General features: G+C 71.7%; 12 protein-coding genes. 3 read left to right on the top strand and 9 right to left on the bottom strand.

From position 1 onward, the window contains the following. Nucleotides 1–17 precede the first annotated feature (17 nt). On the bottom strand, nt 18–1,346 hold the full coding sequence (gene lysA, locus AC4OXY_RS27520; protein ID WP_491991247.1) for a diaminopimelate decarboxylase: 1,329 nt from the start codon (nt 1,344–1,346) through the stop codon (nt 18–20). Between the two features lie 14 nt (nt 1,347–1,360). Continuing rightward, nucleotides 1,361–1,687 (bottom strand): SAV_915 family protein, encoded by a 327-nt coding sequence (locus AC4OXY_RS27515; protein ID WP_356029729.1) that lies wholly within the window; start codon nt 1,685–1,687, stop codon nt 1,361–1,363. 283 nt (nt 1,688–1,970) lie between these two features. Here AC4OXY_RS27515 and AC4OXY_RS27510 point away from each other — a divergent pair, with 283 nt between their 5' ends. Further along, a complete protein-coding gene (locus tag AC4OXY_RS27510; protein WP_362823885.1) occupies nt 1,971–2,510 on the top strand; it encodes a universal stress protein in 540 nt (179 codons plus the stop codon). An 18-nt stretch (nt 2,511–2,528) separates the two neighbouring features. Here AC4OXY_RS27510 and AC4OXY_RS27505 read toward each other — a convergent pair whose 3' ends face one another. The 7 genes from AC4OXY_RS27505 to AC4OXY_RS27475 form a co-directional block, all read right to left on the bottom strand. Beyond that, nucleotides 2,529–5,078 (bottom strand): DUF4118 domain-containing protein, encoded by a 2,550-nt coding sequence (locus AC4OXY_RS27505; RefSeq protein WP_356029732.1) that lies wholly within the window; start codon nt 5,076–5,078, stop codon nt 2,529–2,531. Nucleotides 5,079–5,092: 14 nt separating this feature from the next. Continuing rightward, a complete protein-coding gene (locus AC4OXY_RS27500; protein ID WP_356029734.1) occupies nt 5,093–5,776 on the bottom strand; it encodes a response regulator in 684 nt (227 codons plus the stop codon). 88 nt (nt 5,777–5,864) lie between these two features. After that, complete coding sequence (locus tag AC4OXY_RS27495; protein ID WP_376288027.1) at nt 5,865–6,572, bottom strand: potassium-transporting ATPase subunit C; 708 nt, start codon at nt 6,570–6,572, stop codon at nt 5,865–5,867. A gap of 5 nt (nt 6,573–6,577) precedes the next feature. Next, on the bottom strand, nt 6,578–8,716 hold the full coding sequence (gene kdpB, locus AC4OXY_RS27490) for a potassium-transporting ATPase subunit KdpB (protein ID WP_356029737.1): 2,139 nt from the start codon (nt 8,714–8,716) through the stop codon (nt 6,578–6,580). Further along, nucleotides 8,713–10,377, bottom strand: coding sequence for a potassium-transporting ATPase subunit KdpA (gene kdpA / locus AC4OXY_RS27485; RefSeq protein ID WP_491991246.1), 1,665 nt, complete (start codon nt 10,375–10,377; stop codon nt 8,713–8,715). Before kdpA ends, kdpB begins: the two co-directional genes overlap by 4 nt. Before the next feature lie 8 nt (nt 10,378–10,385). Then, complete coding sequence (kdpF, locus tag AC4OXY_RS27480) at nt 10,386–10,475, bottom strand: K(+)-transporting ATPase subunit F (protein ID WP_016434100.1); 90 nt, start codon at nt 10,473–10,475, stop codon at nt 10,386–10,388. A 240-nt stretch (nt 10,476–10,715) separates the two neighbouring features. Further along, nucleotides 10,716–12,557: an APC family permease gene (locus AC4OXY_RS27475; protein WP_356029740.1), complete on the bottom strand. Its 1,842-nt coding sequence runs from the start codon at nt 12,555–12,557 to the stop codon at nt 10,716–10,718. 197 nt (nt 12,558–12,754) lie between these two features. Between AC4OXY_RS27475 and AC4OXY_RS27470 the strand changes: the two genes are divergently transcribed. Beyond that, on the top strand, nt 12,755–13,267 hold the full coding sequence (locus AC4OXY_RS27470) for a hypothetical protein (RefSeq protein ID WP_491991245.1): 513 nt from the start codon (nt 12,755–12,757) through the stop codon (nt 13,265–13,267). Nucleotides 13,268–13,313: 46 nt separating this feature from the next. Continuing rightward, nucleotides 13,314–13,514 carry a hypothetical protein gene (locus tag AC4OXY_RS27465; protein ID WP_356029743.1) on the top strand — a complete coding sequence of 67 codons (201 nt, stop codon included), beginning with the start codon at nt 13,314–13,316 and terminating at the stop codon, nt 13,512–13,514. Nucleotides 13,515–13,557 lie beyond the last annotated feature (43 nt).

Genomic DNA, 13,557 nt, shown 5'->3' with positions numbered 1-13,557 from the left:
TCGGGGGAGGGCAGGGTCTAGAGGCCCACGTCCCGGCTGCGGATGTCGTCCAGGGACTCGCGGCGGACCAGCAGGCGTGCCTGGCCGGCGCGTACGGCGGCCACCGGCGGGCGGCCGACCAGGTTGTAGCCGGAGGCCATCGACAGGTGGTAGGCGCCGGCCACCGGTACGGCGAGCAGGTCGCCGGGGTGCACGTCCCCGGGCAGCTCGACCCCGGCGGCCAGGACGTCACCGGCCTCGCAGTGCCGGCCCACGACGGTCACCGGGGCCGTCGCCGCCGTGCTGGGCCGGCCCACCAGCCGGGGCGCGTACCGGACGCCGTACAGCGCCGGGCGCGGGTTGTCGCTCATGCCGCCGTCGACGGCCACGAAGACCCGGCCGCCGGTGTGCTTGACGGACAGCACGCGGTACAGCGCGACGCCCGCCGGGCCCGCGATGGCCCGGCCCGGCTCGATGATCAGGCGGGGCACCGGCAGCCCGGCGGTGGCGCAGGCGTCGGCCAGTTCGGCGCGGACCTTGCGGGCCAGCGCCGTCAGGTCCAGGGCCGCCTCGCCGGGGCGGTAGGCGATGCCGTGGCCGCCGCCGAGATCGAGTTCGGGCAGCACCAGCCCGTGCTGCTCGTACAGCCGGGACATGAGCCCGACCATGCGGCGCACGGCGACCAGGTACGGCTTGACGCCGGTGATCTGGGATCCCAGGTGGCAGTGCAGGCCGGCGAGTTCGAGCTGCGGCTGGTCGAGGATGCGGGTGATGGCGTGCTGGGCGTACCCGTCGGAGATGCTGAGCCCGAACTTCTGGTCCTCGGTGCCGGTGCGGATCTTGTCGTGGCCGCCCGCGCTGATGCCGGGCACGACCCGGACCATCACCTTCTGGTGCCCCTCCGGTCCGACGGCGGCGGCGAGCCGGGCGATCTCGGACGGGCTGTCGATGACGACGCGTCCGACGCCGAGGCGCAGCGCGGTCTCCAGGTCGCGCGGGGACTTGGCGTTGCCGTGCAGCACGATCCGCTCCGCCGGGAAACCGGTGGTGACGGCGAGTTCGAGTTCGCCGGCCGAGCAGACGTCGAGGCCGAGGCCCTCCTCGTCCATCCAGCGGGCCATGGCCCGGCACAGGAACGCCTTGGCGGCGTAGAGGACTTCGGCGTCGGGGAAGGCGTCGCGGTAGGTGCGGCAGCGGTCGCGGACCTCGGCCTCGTCGAGGACGTAGACGGGGGTGCCGAAGCGGTCGGCGATCTCCGCGAGCGGTACGCCGCCCACGGCGAGGTCGCCGTGCGGGAACTCGGTGGTGGAGGCGGGCCACACCGACAACTCGGCGGCCCGGGTGGTGGGTTCGTGAACCGTGGTCATCGAGACTGCCCCTCTCAGGCGGCGAACGCGGGTGCCGGTGCGGGCGCCGGCCTGGTGGCCGGGGCGGTGAACTGCGGGTCCACCGTGAGGGCGGTGACGCCGAGCGGGGCGGTCAGCGCGCGCAACGCGGGCTCGGCGAGACGGATCCAGGGCTGGCCGGGGCCGAGCGTGGCGGTCAGCCGGAGCGCGGAGGTGAAGCCGACGGCGGTGCGCTCGCCGAGGGGGGTGCGAAAGAGCCGGGCCGCACATCCCGAGGGTCCCGGCCGGACCGGCACGTACAGGGGTCCGGCCGGGGACGGATCGGAGGGCTCGGGGTCGTCGCCGAAGAGAAGTGCTGCCATGGGGTGCCTCCCGAAGGGCAGGGAGCGAGTGGTCCGAAGGGCCCCGGACGCGGGGAGGCGGACCGGGGCTCGCCGTCGACGTTATGCCCGCCGTCCGGGGGGTTCCGGCGGGCCCTGACGGGACGCTGACGACGATCCCGGTGACCTTGACGCGCCGCTGACGGGTCCGGCCGAAGGGGTGGGAACAGGCCGTCAGAAGCCCGCCAAGAACTGACGTACGGGCTGTTCGAAGGGCGGGAACGGCGGTGTGATGGACGTGGTTTCCGCTGACGAGGAGGATCCGATGTCCGAGTACCGCCCGCCTTCGGCCGCCCGGGTCGTGGTGGGAGTGAACGGCACGCCGGGCGGCGCGGCCGCGCTGGCGCGGGCCGCCGTCGAAGCCAGGCGCCGGGGGGCCGAACTCTGGCCCGTGCTGGCGTGGGAGCCGCCGGAGGGCGATCTGGCCTCCCGCCGGTTCCCGGCCACGAAAGCCCTGGTCCCACGGTGGGAGCAGCTGGCGCGCGAGCAGTTGGCCGCGGCGCTGTGCGACGTGTTCGGCGCCGCGGACACCGGGCTGCCCGGGCAGGCGCTCGTCGTCCGTGGCACCCCCGGCCGGGCGTTGGTGCGGACAGCGGGCCGGGAGGACGACGTCCTCGTCGTCGGCACCGGCGGCCGCGGCCTGCTGCGCCGCTCCCTGTGGCCGTCGGTCAGCCGCTACTGCCTGGCCCATGCCTCCTGCCCCGTGCTGGCGGTACCACCGTCACCGCTGGAGGCGGAACTGGCGGCGGTGCGGCGCCGGAACACCTGGGGACTGCCGTTGCTGCCGCCGACCGCGACCCCCTGAGGCGGGATCAGCCCCCGCTCACCCGCACTCGCCCGACGCGACCAGCCCCGCGCCCCGCTCGCGCGACGGTGCCGTCCGTACGGCCAGCACCATCGTCAGTCCCCCGCCCGGCGTGTCCTCCGCGTGCAACGTGCCGCCGATCGCCTCGGCGAAGCCCCGCGCGACCGCCAGGCCCAGCCCCACACCGACGCCCCGCGGAGCGTCCCCGTAGCGCTGGAAGGGTTCGAAGATGCGGTCCTTGGCCTCGTCCGGTACGCCCGGACCCCGGTCCACGACCCGCAGTTCCACCCGGTCGGCGAGGGCGCTCGCAAAGACCAGTACGGGCTCGTGCGCCGGGCTGTACTTGACGGCGTTCTCGACCACGTTGGCCACGGCCCGCTCCAGCAGGCCCCGGTCGACCGCGACCATCGGCAGGGTCTCCGGGATGTCCAGCTCCACGCTGTCCTCCGGCACCCCGCCGAGCGCCATCGGCACGACCTCGTCCAGGTCCGTCTCGCGGATGATCGGGGTCACCGTGCCGGTCTGCAGGCGGGACATGTCCAGCAGGTTGCCGACGAGATGGTCGAGGCGGTCGGCGCCCTCCTCGATGGCCGCGAGCAGTTCCGCCCGGTCCCGCGGGGACCACTCGACGTCGTCCGAACGCAGCGAGGTGACCGACGCCTTGATGCCCGCGAGCGGGGTGCGCAGATCGTGGCTGACGGCGGCCAGCAGGGCGGTCCTTATGCGGTTGCCCTCGGCGAGCTCCTTGGCCCGGTCGGCCTCGTGCTGGAGCCTTTGGCGGTCCAGGACGACGGCGGCCTGCGCGGCGAACGCGGCCAGCACCCGGCGGTCGGCGGCGGGCAGCACCCGGCCGCTGAGCGACAGCGCCATGTGGTCGCCGACGGGCACGTCCACGTCGGCGTCCTCCGGGATCGCGGCCGGGCGCGGGCCCACGCTGCCCGCGCAGGTCCAGGGTGCCGTCTCGGCCGAGCGCTCCAGCAGCGCGGCCGACTCCATGCCGAAGGTCTCGCGCACCCGTTCCAGCAGCTCCTCCAGGCCGGTCTCGCCGCGCAGCACGTTCCCGGCGAGGTAGGACAGGATCTCCGACTCGGCGCGCAGCCGGGCCGCCTGCTGGGTGCGCCGGGCCGCGAGGTCCACGACCGAGGCGACGGACACCGCGACCCCGACGAAGATCGCTATGGCGACGATGTTCTTCGGGTCGGCGATCGTGAGGGTGTGGACGGGCGGCGTGAAGTACCAGTTGAGCAGGAGGGAGCCCACGACCGCGGAGGCCAGCGCCGGGTAGAGGCCGCCGAGCAGCGCCGCCGCGACCGTCAGCGTCAGGAACAGCAGCATGTCGTTGGCGAGGCCGACGTCCGGCGTGGTGCTGGTGAGCAGCCAGGTCAGCAGCGCCGGTCCGAGCACGCCGACCAGCCAGCCCCGGATGACCCGGGAGCGGCCGAGCCGGGCGCCCCGGGCGGCGGGCAGCCCCGGGCCGCGGCCCTTGCCCGCCTCGTCGTGCGTGATGAGGTGCACGTCGAGGTCGGGACCGGACTCGACGGCGACCGTGGCGCCGACGCCCGGCCCGAAGACGTACTGCCAGCCGCGCCGGCGCGAGACGCCGAGGACGATCTGGGTGGCGTTCACACCGCGCGCGAAGTCGAGCAGGGCGGCCGGTATGTCGTCGCCCACGACATGGTGGAAGGTGCCGCCGAGGTCCTCGACCAGGGTGCGCTGGTCGGCGAGTTCCTTCGGCGAGGCGGCGCTGAGGCCGTCGCTGCGGGAGATGTAGACCGCCAGCACCTCGCCGCCCGCGCCCTTCTCGGCGAGCCGGGCCGCACGCCGTATCAGCGTGCGCCCCTCGGGGCCGCCGGTCAGACCGACCACGATCCGCTCGCGCGAACCCCAGATCGTGGAGACCCGGTGCTCGCTGCGGTACTCGGTCAGGTACTCGTCGACCCGGTCGGCCACCCACAGCAGCGCCAACTCCCGCAAGGCGGTGAGGTTTCCGGGCCGGAAGTAGTTGGCGAGGGCCGCGTCGACCTTGTCCGGCCGGTAGATGTTGCCGTGCGCCATGCGGCGGCGCAGCGCCTCCGGGGACATGTCGACCAGCTCGATCTGGCCCGCCCGCCGGACGACCTCGTCCGGCACGGTCTCCTGCTGCCGGACGCCGGTGATCGACTCGACGACGTCGCCCAGCGACTCCAGGTGCTGGATGTTGACCGTCGAGATCACGTCGATCCCGGCGGCGAGCAGCTCCTCGACGTCCTGCCAGCGCTTGGCGTTGCGCGAGCCGGGGATGTTGGTGTGCGGGAGTTCGTCCACGAGCGCCACGCGGGGGCGGCGGGCGAGGACGGCGTCCACGTCCATCTCGGTGAAGACGCTCCCCCGGTACTCGATCTCCTTGCGCGGGATCACTTCCAGGCCGTGCAGCATCACCTCGGTGCGCGGCCGGTGGTGGTGTTCCACGAAGGCGACCACGCAGTCGGTGCCCCGCTCGATACGGCGGTGGGCCTCCGACAGCATCGCGTACGTCTTGCCGACGCCGGGTGCCGAACCGAGGTAGATCCGGAGCTTGCCGCGTGCCATGTGGTTCCTCGGGGTCATTCCTCGAAGCGGTAGCCCATGCCGGGCTCGGTGATGAGATAGCGGGGGTGGGACGGGTCGGTCTCCAGCTTCCTGCGCAACTGGGCCATGTAGACCCGCAGGTAGTTGGTCTTGTTGCTCTGCGAGACCCCCCAGACCTCCTGGAGGAGGTGCTTCTGGGTGATCAGCCGGCCGGGGTTGGTCACCAGGATCTCCAGGAGGTGCCACTCGGTCGGGGTCAGCCGGACGTCCCGCCCGGCCCGTACGGCCTTCTTGGCGAGCAGGTCGATGCTGAAGTCCGCCGTCTCCACCAGGGTCAGCTCGGGGACGAGCGGGGTGTCCTCGGTGCGGCGGACGGCGGCCCGCAGCCGGGCCAGCAGCTCGTCCATGCTGAACGGCTTGGTGACGTAGTCGTCGGCGCCGGCGTCGAGCGCGCCCACCTTCTCGTCGGAGGCCTGCCGGGCGGAGAGCACCATGATCGGCACCCGGGTCCAGCCGCGCAGCGCCTTGATGACGTCGACGCCGTCCATGTCGGGCAGGCCGAGGTCCAGCAGCACCACATCGGGCTGGCGCGCGGCGGCGAGCCGGAGCGCGGTGGCTCCGTCCGGGGCCGCGTCCACCCCGTAGTGACGTGCCTGCAAGTTGATGACGAGGGCCCGTACGAGCTGCGGGTCGTCCTCCACCACGAGCACCCGGGTCATGGGTGTGTGCCTCTCCTGTCATGCCTGCGGGAGCCGGCACCCGGGGTGTCCCGAGGTGCCGACTCCCGGCGCGAATCGCGTAAGACCGTCACTTCTTGGCCACGAGGTCCTTGAGCGCGATGTTGAGTTCCAGGACGTTCACCTGCGGCTCGCCGATGAAGCCGAGGGTGCGGCCCTGGGTCTGGTCCTTGACGAGCTTGTCCACCGCGGCGACGGACAGTCCGTTCTTCGCGGCGACCCGGTGGACCTGGAGCTCGGCGTACTCCGGGGAGATCGCCGGGTCCAGTCCGGAGCCGGAGGAGGTGACCGCGTCGGCGGGGACGTCGGACGGCCTGACGGTGTAGCCGGGCACGGAGTTGTCCTTGACCACGGCGTCCCTGGCGGCGAGCACCTGGGCGCAGAGCGTCTTGTCCGCGGGCTGCGCGGGGCATTCGCCCTTCACCGCGCCGCTGTCCGCGGCCAGGTTGGTCGCACCCGAAAGGATCAGGCTGTAGCGGGTGTTGACGGTGTTGGTGCCGAGGCCGTTCTGCGGGCGGCCCTGGAACCACTTCAGGTCCGGGTCCGCGCTGGTCTGCCCCTTCTTCAGCGGCAGGTTGTACGACTGCCCGATCAGGGACGAGCCCACGACCCTGCCGTCCGCCTTGATCTCCGAGCCGTTCGCCTTGTTGTTGAACAGGGCCTGGGCGACACCGGTGACGACCAGCGGGTAGATGACGCCCGTCACCAGGGTCAGCACGAGCAGGGCGCGCAGGCCCGCCCCGAGCAACCGGACGGTGTTGGTAACCGAGTTGTTCATGGCGATCAGCCGATTCCGGGGATGAGGGAGATGAGCAGGTCGATGATCTTGATGCCGATGAAGGGCGCGATCAGGCCGCCGATGCCGTAGATCCCGAGGTTGCGGCGGAGCATCTTGTCCGCGCTCATCGGCCGGTAGCGCACGCCCTTCAGGGACAGCGGCACCAGCGCGATGATGATCAGCGCGTTGAAGATGACGGCCGACAGGATCGCGGAGTCGGGCGAGGACAGGTGCATGATGTTCAGCTTGTCCAGGCCCGGGTAGACCGCCGCGAACAGCGCCGGGATGATCGCGAAGTACTTCGCGACGTCGTTGGCGATGGAGAAGGTCGTCAACGCCCCACGGGTGATGAGGAGTTGCTTGCCGATCTCGACGATCTCGATGAGCTTGGTCGGGTTGGAGTCGAGGTCGACCATGTTGCCGGCCTCCTTGGCGGCCGACGTGCCGGTGTTCATGGCCACGCCGACGTCCGCCTGGGCGAGCGCGGGCGCGTCGTTGGTGCCGTCACCGGTCATCGCGACGAGCTTGCCGCCGGCCTGCTCCCGCTTGATGAGGGCCATCTTGTCCTCGGGGGTGGCCTCGGCGAGGAAGTCGTCCACGCCCGCCTCCTCCGCGATCGCCTTGGCGGTCAGCGGGTTGTCACCCGTGATCATGACCGTCTTGATGCCCATGCGGCGCAGCTCCTCGAACCGCTCCCGCATGCCCTCCTTGACGACGTCCTTCAGGTAGATGACACCCAGGATCCGGGCGCCCTTGTCGTCGTTGACCGCGACGAGCAGCGGGGTGCCGCCCGCCTCGGAGATCCGGTTGGCGATGGCGTCGGCGTCCTCGGCGACGGTGCCGCCCTCGTCCTTCACCCAGGCGATCACCGAGGCGGTGGCGCCCTTGCGGATCTTGCGGCCGTCGACGTCCACGCCCGACATACGGGTCTGGGCGGTGAACTCGATCCACTCGGCCCCGGCCAGCTCGCCCTGGTGCCGCTCGCGCAGCCCGTACTTCTCCTTCGCCAGGACGACGATGGAACGGCCCTCGGGGGTCTCGTCGGCCAGCGAGGACAGCTGGGCCGCGTCCGCGACCTCCGCCTCGGTGGTGCCCCTGACCGGCGCGAACTCGGCGGCCTGCCGGTTGCCCAGGGTGATGGTGCCGGTCTTGTCCAGGAGCAGCGTGGAGACGTCGCCGGCGGCCTCGACCGCGCGGCCCGACATGGCGAGCACGTTGCGCTGCACCAACCGGTCCATGCCCGCGATGCCGATCGCGGAGAGCAGCGCGCCGATGGTGGTCGGGATCAAACAGACCAGCAGGGCGACCAGCACGACCATGGTCAGGTGCGTGCCCGCGTACGTGGCGAACGGCGGCAGCGTGGCGCAGGCCAGCAGGAAGACGATGGTCAGCGACGCCAGCAGGATGTTCAGCGCGATCTCGTTCGGCGTCTTCTGCCGGGCCGCGCCCTCGACCAGGTTGATCATCCGGTCGATGAAGGTCTCGCCGGGCTTCGTCGTGATCTTGATGACGATCCGGTCGGACAGCACCTTCGTACCGCCCGTGACGGCGCACCGGTCACCGCCGGACTCGCGGATGACGGGCGCGGACTCGCCGGTGATCGCCGACTCGTCCACGGAGGCGACGCCCTCGACGACGTCGCCGTCACCGGGGATGACGTCCCCGGCCTCGCAGACGACCAGGTCACCGATGGTCAGCGCGGTGCCGGGCACCTCCTCCTCGGAGGTGCCGTCCGCGAGCAGCCGGCGCGCGACGGTGTCGGTCTTGGCCTTGCGCAGGGTGTCGGCCTGCGCCTTGCCGCGGCCCTCGGCGACCGCCTCCGCCAGGTTGGCGAAGATCACCGTCAGCCACAGCCAGGCGCTGATGGTCCAGCCGAACCAGTCGCCCGGGTGCTGGAAGGAGAAGACGGTGGTCAGGACCGAGCCGATCCACACCACGAACATCACGGGCGACTTGACCATCACCCGCGGGTCGAGCTTGCGGAAGGCGTCCGGCAGTGACTTGACCAGTGCCTTGGGGTCGAAGAGGCCCGCGCCGACACGGCCCTCGGCGGGCTTGTGCCCGGTGGGGACGTCGCTGTGCGGCGCCCGGGTGGGAGTGGCTGTGGACATCGAGTCCTCTTGCTTGTCTATGCCAGTGGTCATGACGCCAGTCCCTCCGCGAGCGGACCCAGGGCCAGGGCCGGGAAGTAGGTCAGACCGGTGATGATCAGGATCGCGCCCACCAGCAGGCCGGTGAACAGCGGCTTCTCGGTGCGCAGGGTGCCCGCCGTCTCCGGGACCGGCTTCTGCTCGGCGAGCGAGCCGGCCAGCGCCAGGACGAAGATCATGGGCAGGAAGCGGCCGAGGAGCATCGCGAGTCCGGTCATGGTGTTGTACCAGTCGGTGTTCGCGTTCAGACCGGCGAAGGCCGAGCCGTTGTTGTTCGACGCGGAGGTGAACGCGTACAGCACCTCGGAGAATCCGTGCGCGCCGGAGTTCAGCATCGAGTGCGGCGGGGTCGGCAGGGCCATGGAGGCCGCCGTGAAGACCAGCACCAGGGCGGGGGTGATGAGGATGTAGCAGGCGGCGAGCTTCATCTCGCGGCCGCCGATCTTCTTGCCCAGGTACTCGGGCGTACGGCCGACCATCAGGCCGGCGATGAACACCGCGATGACCGCCATGATCAGCATGCCGTACAGACCCGAGCCGGTGCCGCCGGGCGCGATCTCGCCCAGCATCATGCTCAGCATGGTGATGCCGCCGCCCAGGCCGGTGAAGGAGGAGTGGAAGGAGTCCACCGCACCGGTCGAGGTCAGCGTCGTCGCCACCGCGAAGATCGAGGAGCCGCCGACGCCGAAGCGGGTCTCCTTGCCCTCCATCGCGCCGCCCGCGGCCTGGAGCGCCGGGCCGTGGTGGGCGAACTCGGTCCACATCATGAGGACGGTGAAGCTCAGCCAGATGGTGACCATCGTGGCGAGGATCGCGTAGCCCTGCTTCACGTTGCCGACCATCACGCCGAAGGTGCGGGTCAGCGCGAACGGGATGACGAGGATCAGGAAGATCTCGAAGAGGTTGGTGAACCCGGTCGGGTTCTCGAAGGGGTGGGCGGAGTTGGCGTTGAAGTAACCGCCGCCGTTGGTGCCCAGTTCCTTGATGGCCTCCTGGGAGGCGACCGCGCCGCCGTTCCACTGCTGCGAGCCGCCCATGAACTGGCCGACCTCGTGGATGCCGGAGAAGTTCTGGATGGCGCCGCACGCCACCAGCACGATCGCGGCGACGGCCGCGCCCGGCACCAGGATGCGCAGTGTGCCGCGCACCAGGTCGGCCCAGAAGTTGCCCAGCTCACCGGTGCGCGAGCGGGCGAAGCCGCGCACGAGGGCGACGGCGACGGCGATGCCGACGGCGGCCGAGAGGAAGTTCTGCACGGCCAGACCGGCGGTCTGCACGACGTGCCCCATGGTCTGCTCGCCGTAGTACGACTGCCAGTTCGTGTTGGTCACGAACGAGACGGCCGTGTTGAACGACTGCGCCGGGTTGACCGCGGAGAAGTGCAGCGAGCCCGGCAGGACGCCCTGGAGCCGCTGGAGGAGGTAGAGGAAGAGGACGCTGACGGCCGAGAAGGCGAGGACGCCGCGCAGATACGCGGGCCAGGTCATCTCGGCGTCGGGGTTGGCGCCGATGGCCTTGTAGATCCACTTCTCGATGCGCAGGTGCGTGCGCGATTCGTAGACCTTGGCCATGTAGTTGCCGACGGGGACGTAGACGAGCGCCAGCGCGCCTATGAGGGCGAGCAGCTGGAGCACGGCTGCGAGTACGGGACCCATGTCTGTTCTCAGAACCTCTCCGGGAAGATCAGGGCGAGGACGAGATAGCCCAGCAGGGCGACGGCCACGACGAGGCCGACGATGTTCTCGGCGGTCACAGCTTCGTCACCCCCTTGGCGACGAGGGCCACCAGCGCGAAACCCGCGAGCACGGTGACGACGAAGGCCAGATCGGCCATCGCGAACTCCTGGAGTGAGGTTCGGTTGAAACGGACGTGTACGAGGAAAGCGCCTGTGTGGCCGGATCCGACCCCCCGTTGACGGCTCTCATACGGCCGCGCCGACGCCTTTGACGGCTCTCTTACGACCCCCGGCCCATACCGGTGGGTAGCCCTGTGATCACAGCCGGAAGCGCAGCCGGCAGATCACCGCGTCCGTCTCCCGGCGTACGGCGTGGGCGACGACCGCGCCCCGCTGGTTCTGCAGCAGCCGCTGCCACAGCCGCTCCGGCTCCGCCTCCGGGATCAGCACGGTGACCCGGGTGCCCGGTTCGGCGGCGGCCACCTCGCGGACGTACGCGGCGATGGGCCTGCCGAGGCTGCGCCGGGCGCAGGACAGCCGTACCAGCTCCACGCCGGGGTCCCAGTCGGCCCAGGCGCGCTCCAGGGCGTGCAGGTGGGCCCGGTCCTCGGGGTCGGGGTAGCAGACGGTCACCGCGCGGACCTCGTCGCCGAGGGAAACGGCCGCGGTCAGCGCCTCGGAGGTCAGCCGGGACAGCGTGGACACCGGCACGACCACCAGCGAGCGGTCGCGGTGCGGGGCCTGCGGGATCCGGCCGAGCCCGAGGCGCTCGCCGATCCGGCCGTAGGCGCGGTGCACGGTCTCGAAGGCGACGACCAGCAGCGGCAGCGCGATGACGATCAGCCAGGCGCCCTCGGTGAACTTGCTCGCCGTGACGACGACGGTCGCGACGCCGGTGAGGACGGCACCGAAGCCGTTGAGCAGCGCCTTTCCGCGCCAGCCCGGGCCCTGCTGGAGCCACCAGTGCCGGACCATGCCCACCTGCGCGATGGTGAAGCCGACGAAGACGCCGATCGCGAACATCGGCACCAGGGTGTTGGTGTCGCCGCCGGAGAAGACCAGCAGCGCGGCCGAGACGACGGCGAGCGCGAGGACGCCGTGCCGGTGCACCTGGCGGTCGGCCTTCAGCGCGAAGACGTGCGGGGCGTAGTTGTCGCGGGCGAGCAGCTTCAGCAGCACCGGCAGCCCGCCGAAGGAGGTGTTCGCGGACAGGGCCAGCAGGAGCATCGTCGCGAACTGGACGACGTAGAAGGCCCAGTTGTGGCCGAAGGAGGCGTCCGCGAGCTGGGCGAGGACGGTGACGCCCTCGACCGGCTGGAGGTGGAAGCGGCCGATCAGCACCGACAGGCCGATCAGCATGAGCCCGAGCACGGCGCCGAGCGCGACCTCGGCCCGCTGCGCCCGCCGGACGCGCGGCACCCGGAAGGAGGGCACGGCGTTGGCGATGGCCTCCACGCCGGTCAGCGCGGCACAGCCGGAGGCGAATGCTTTCAGCAGAAGCAGCGTGCCCACGGAGGAGGCGTTGTCGGCGAGGACCGAGGCGTGCCCGGCCGCCGTCGCCGTGCTCACCGGGTGGGAGCGGAACAGCCCCACGGCGATGAGGACGAAGATCGAGCCGACGAAGACGACGGTCGGCACGATGAACGCCTTCGCGGACTCCACGATGCCGCGCAGATTGACGCCCGTGATCAGGACGAGCACGGCCAGGCACAGCCACAGCCGGTCGGCGTAGAGGGAGGGGAAGGCGGAGGTCAGGGCCGCCACGCCGGCGGTGACGGCGACGGCGACGTTGAGCACGTAGTCCAGGACCAGCGAGGCGGCGGCCACCAGGCTCGTCCGCGCGCCCAGATGCGTCTTCGCCACGGCGTAGGAACCGCCGCCGTCCGGGAAGGCCGCGATGACCTGCCGGTAGGACGCCACGAGCACGGCCAGCAGGGCGGCGATGGCCAGCGTGACGGGCATCGTGAAGCCCAGTCCGTGCGCACCGGCGGCCGCGAGGACCAGCACGATCGCCTCGGGGCCGTAGGCCACCGACGCCATCGCGTCCAGCGAGAGGGCGGCGAGCCCCGTGACGGCCGTCAGCCGGTGGCGTTCGCCGGTATCAGGCGGCTCCTCGCCGGCGGGGACGGCATCCGGCTGCTCGGTGGTCAGGACGGACATGGGCGTGCTCCTTGTTCGTGCGCGGCCTTGCGTGCGCGGGCGCACCCAGGTTCTGTCTGTTTCCGGCCGCATCCGACCGGTCCTTGCGGGATCTTCGCGCCCAACCGGCCCGTCTTGACGTGTCCTTGACGGGGGTCCGCGTCAGAGCCGTGTCAAGGTGCGCGAGGCGGCTTCCGCAGGTCAGTACCGTGAGCGGCATGACGGGCTCCGGCGCGACGGCGAACGACCAGAACTGGACACGGGAGCGGTGGAGCGCCGTCCGCTGCGCCGCCCTGCCCCTCGTCCTGCTGCTCCTGCTCGACTGGGCCACCGGCCGTGCCGCCCTGTGGCGTACGGCGCTGTGGCTGGCGCTCTCCGTCCTGCTGTTCGCCGTGCTGTGTCCCGCCCGTGTCACCGCCGGCCCGAACTGGCTGTCCTCGCGCCGGCTGGGCCGCGAACACCGCGTCCGCACCGACCTGCTGATCTCGGTCCGCGTCCTGGACGGCGTCTCCCAACGGCTGCTGCTGCGGGACGCGTGGGACGGCCGGGTCGAGATCGACCCCGAGGTCCTGCTCCGCAACCCGCGCCTGTGGCACCACCTCGCCCAGGGCGCACGGCAGGCCACGGCCGACGGGCTGCTGCTGTGCGGCGAGACCGCGCTGCACCGCCTGTCGTCCCGGGTGGAGAGGGAGACGGCGCTGGGGGTGTTCAGGGTGTCGGGGCTGGAGTAGGGGGCCGCAGCGGGGCCGGGGTCCGGTGCCGTGCACCATGTCCGGCATGAACGTACGGACGGCTCGCCCCCGCTGGTGGCTGGGGCTGCGCGGCTTCGGCTGCTTCCTGCTGGGCGGCGGCCTCGGCTTCCTCGCCTACGCGGCGCTCACGCACCGGCCGGGCGGGCCGCCGTGGGGCGGCCTGCTCCTCGGCGCGCTGGTGTGCGGGGTGCTCGGTGCGCTGTTTCCTGGACGGCGCCGCCGGTGAACCGGGGCCGGGGGTGAGCAGGAAGCCGCGCAGGCAGTGGCCG

Source organism: Streptomyces sp. HUAS MG56 (assembly GCF_058673395.1).
Note: the sequence above shows the minus strand (reverse complement) of the source record. Positions and strands in the feature narration are given on the sequence as shown.

What these genes read in the sequence shown, in the direction of transcription:
- AC4OXY_RS27470 (WP_491991245.1), top strand. Translation starts at nt 12,755, where the DNA reads ATGACGGGCTCCGGCGCGACGGCGAACGACCAGAACTGGACACGGGAG.
- kdpA (WP_491991246.1), bottom strand. Translation starts at nt 10,377, where the DNA reads ATGGGTCCCGTACTCGCAGCCGTGCTCCAGCTGCTCGCCCTCATAGGC.
- AC4OXY_RS27505 (WP_356029732.1), bottom strand. Translation starts at nt 5,078, where the DNA reads ATGGCACGCGGCAAGCTCCGGATCTACCTCGGTTCGGCACCCGGCGTC.
- AC4OXY_RS27465 (WP_356029743.1), top strand. Translation starts at nt 13,314, where the DNA reads ATGAACGTACGGACGGCTCGCCCCCGCTGGTGGCTGGGGCTGCGCGGC.
- AC4OXY_RS27510 (WP_362823885.1), top strand. Translation starts at nt 1,971, where the DNA reads ATGTCCGAGTACCGCCCGCCTTCGGCCGCCCGGGTCGTGGTGGGAGTG.
- AC4OXY_RS27515 (WP_356029729.1), bottom strand. Translation starts at nt 1,687, where the DNA reads ATGGCAGCACTTCTCTTCGGCGACGACCCCGAGCCCTCCGATCCGTCC.
- AC4OXY_RS27495 (WP_376288027.1), bottom strand. Translation starts at nt 6,572, where the DNA reads ATGAACAACTCGGTTACCAACACCGTCCGGTTGCTCGGGGCGGGCCTG.
- kdpB (WP_356029737.1), bottom strand. Translation starts at nt 8,716, where the DNA reads ATGACCACTGGCATAGACAAGCAAGAGGACTCGATGTCCACAGCCACT.
- lysA (WP_491991247.1), bottom strand. Translation starts at nt 1,346, where the DNA reads ATGACCACGGTTCACGAACCCACCACCCGGGCCGCCGAGTTGTCGGTG.
- AC4OXY_RS27500 (WP_356029734.1), bottom strand. Translation starts at nt 5,776, where the DNA reads ATGACCCGGGTGCTCGTGGTGGAGGACGACCCGCAGCTCGTACGGGCC.
- AC4OXY_RS27475 (WP_356029740.1), bottom strand. Translation starts at nt 12,557, where the DNA reads ATGTCCGTCCTGACCACCGAGCAGCCGGATGCCGTCCCCGCCGGCGAG.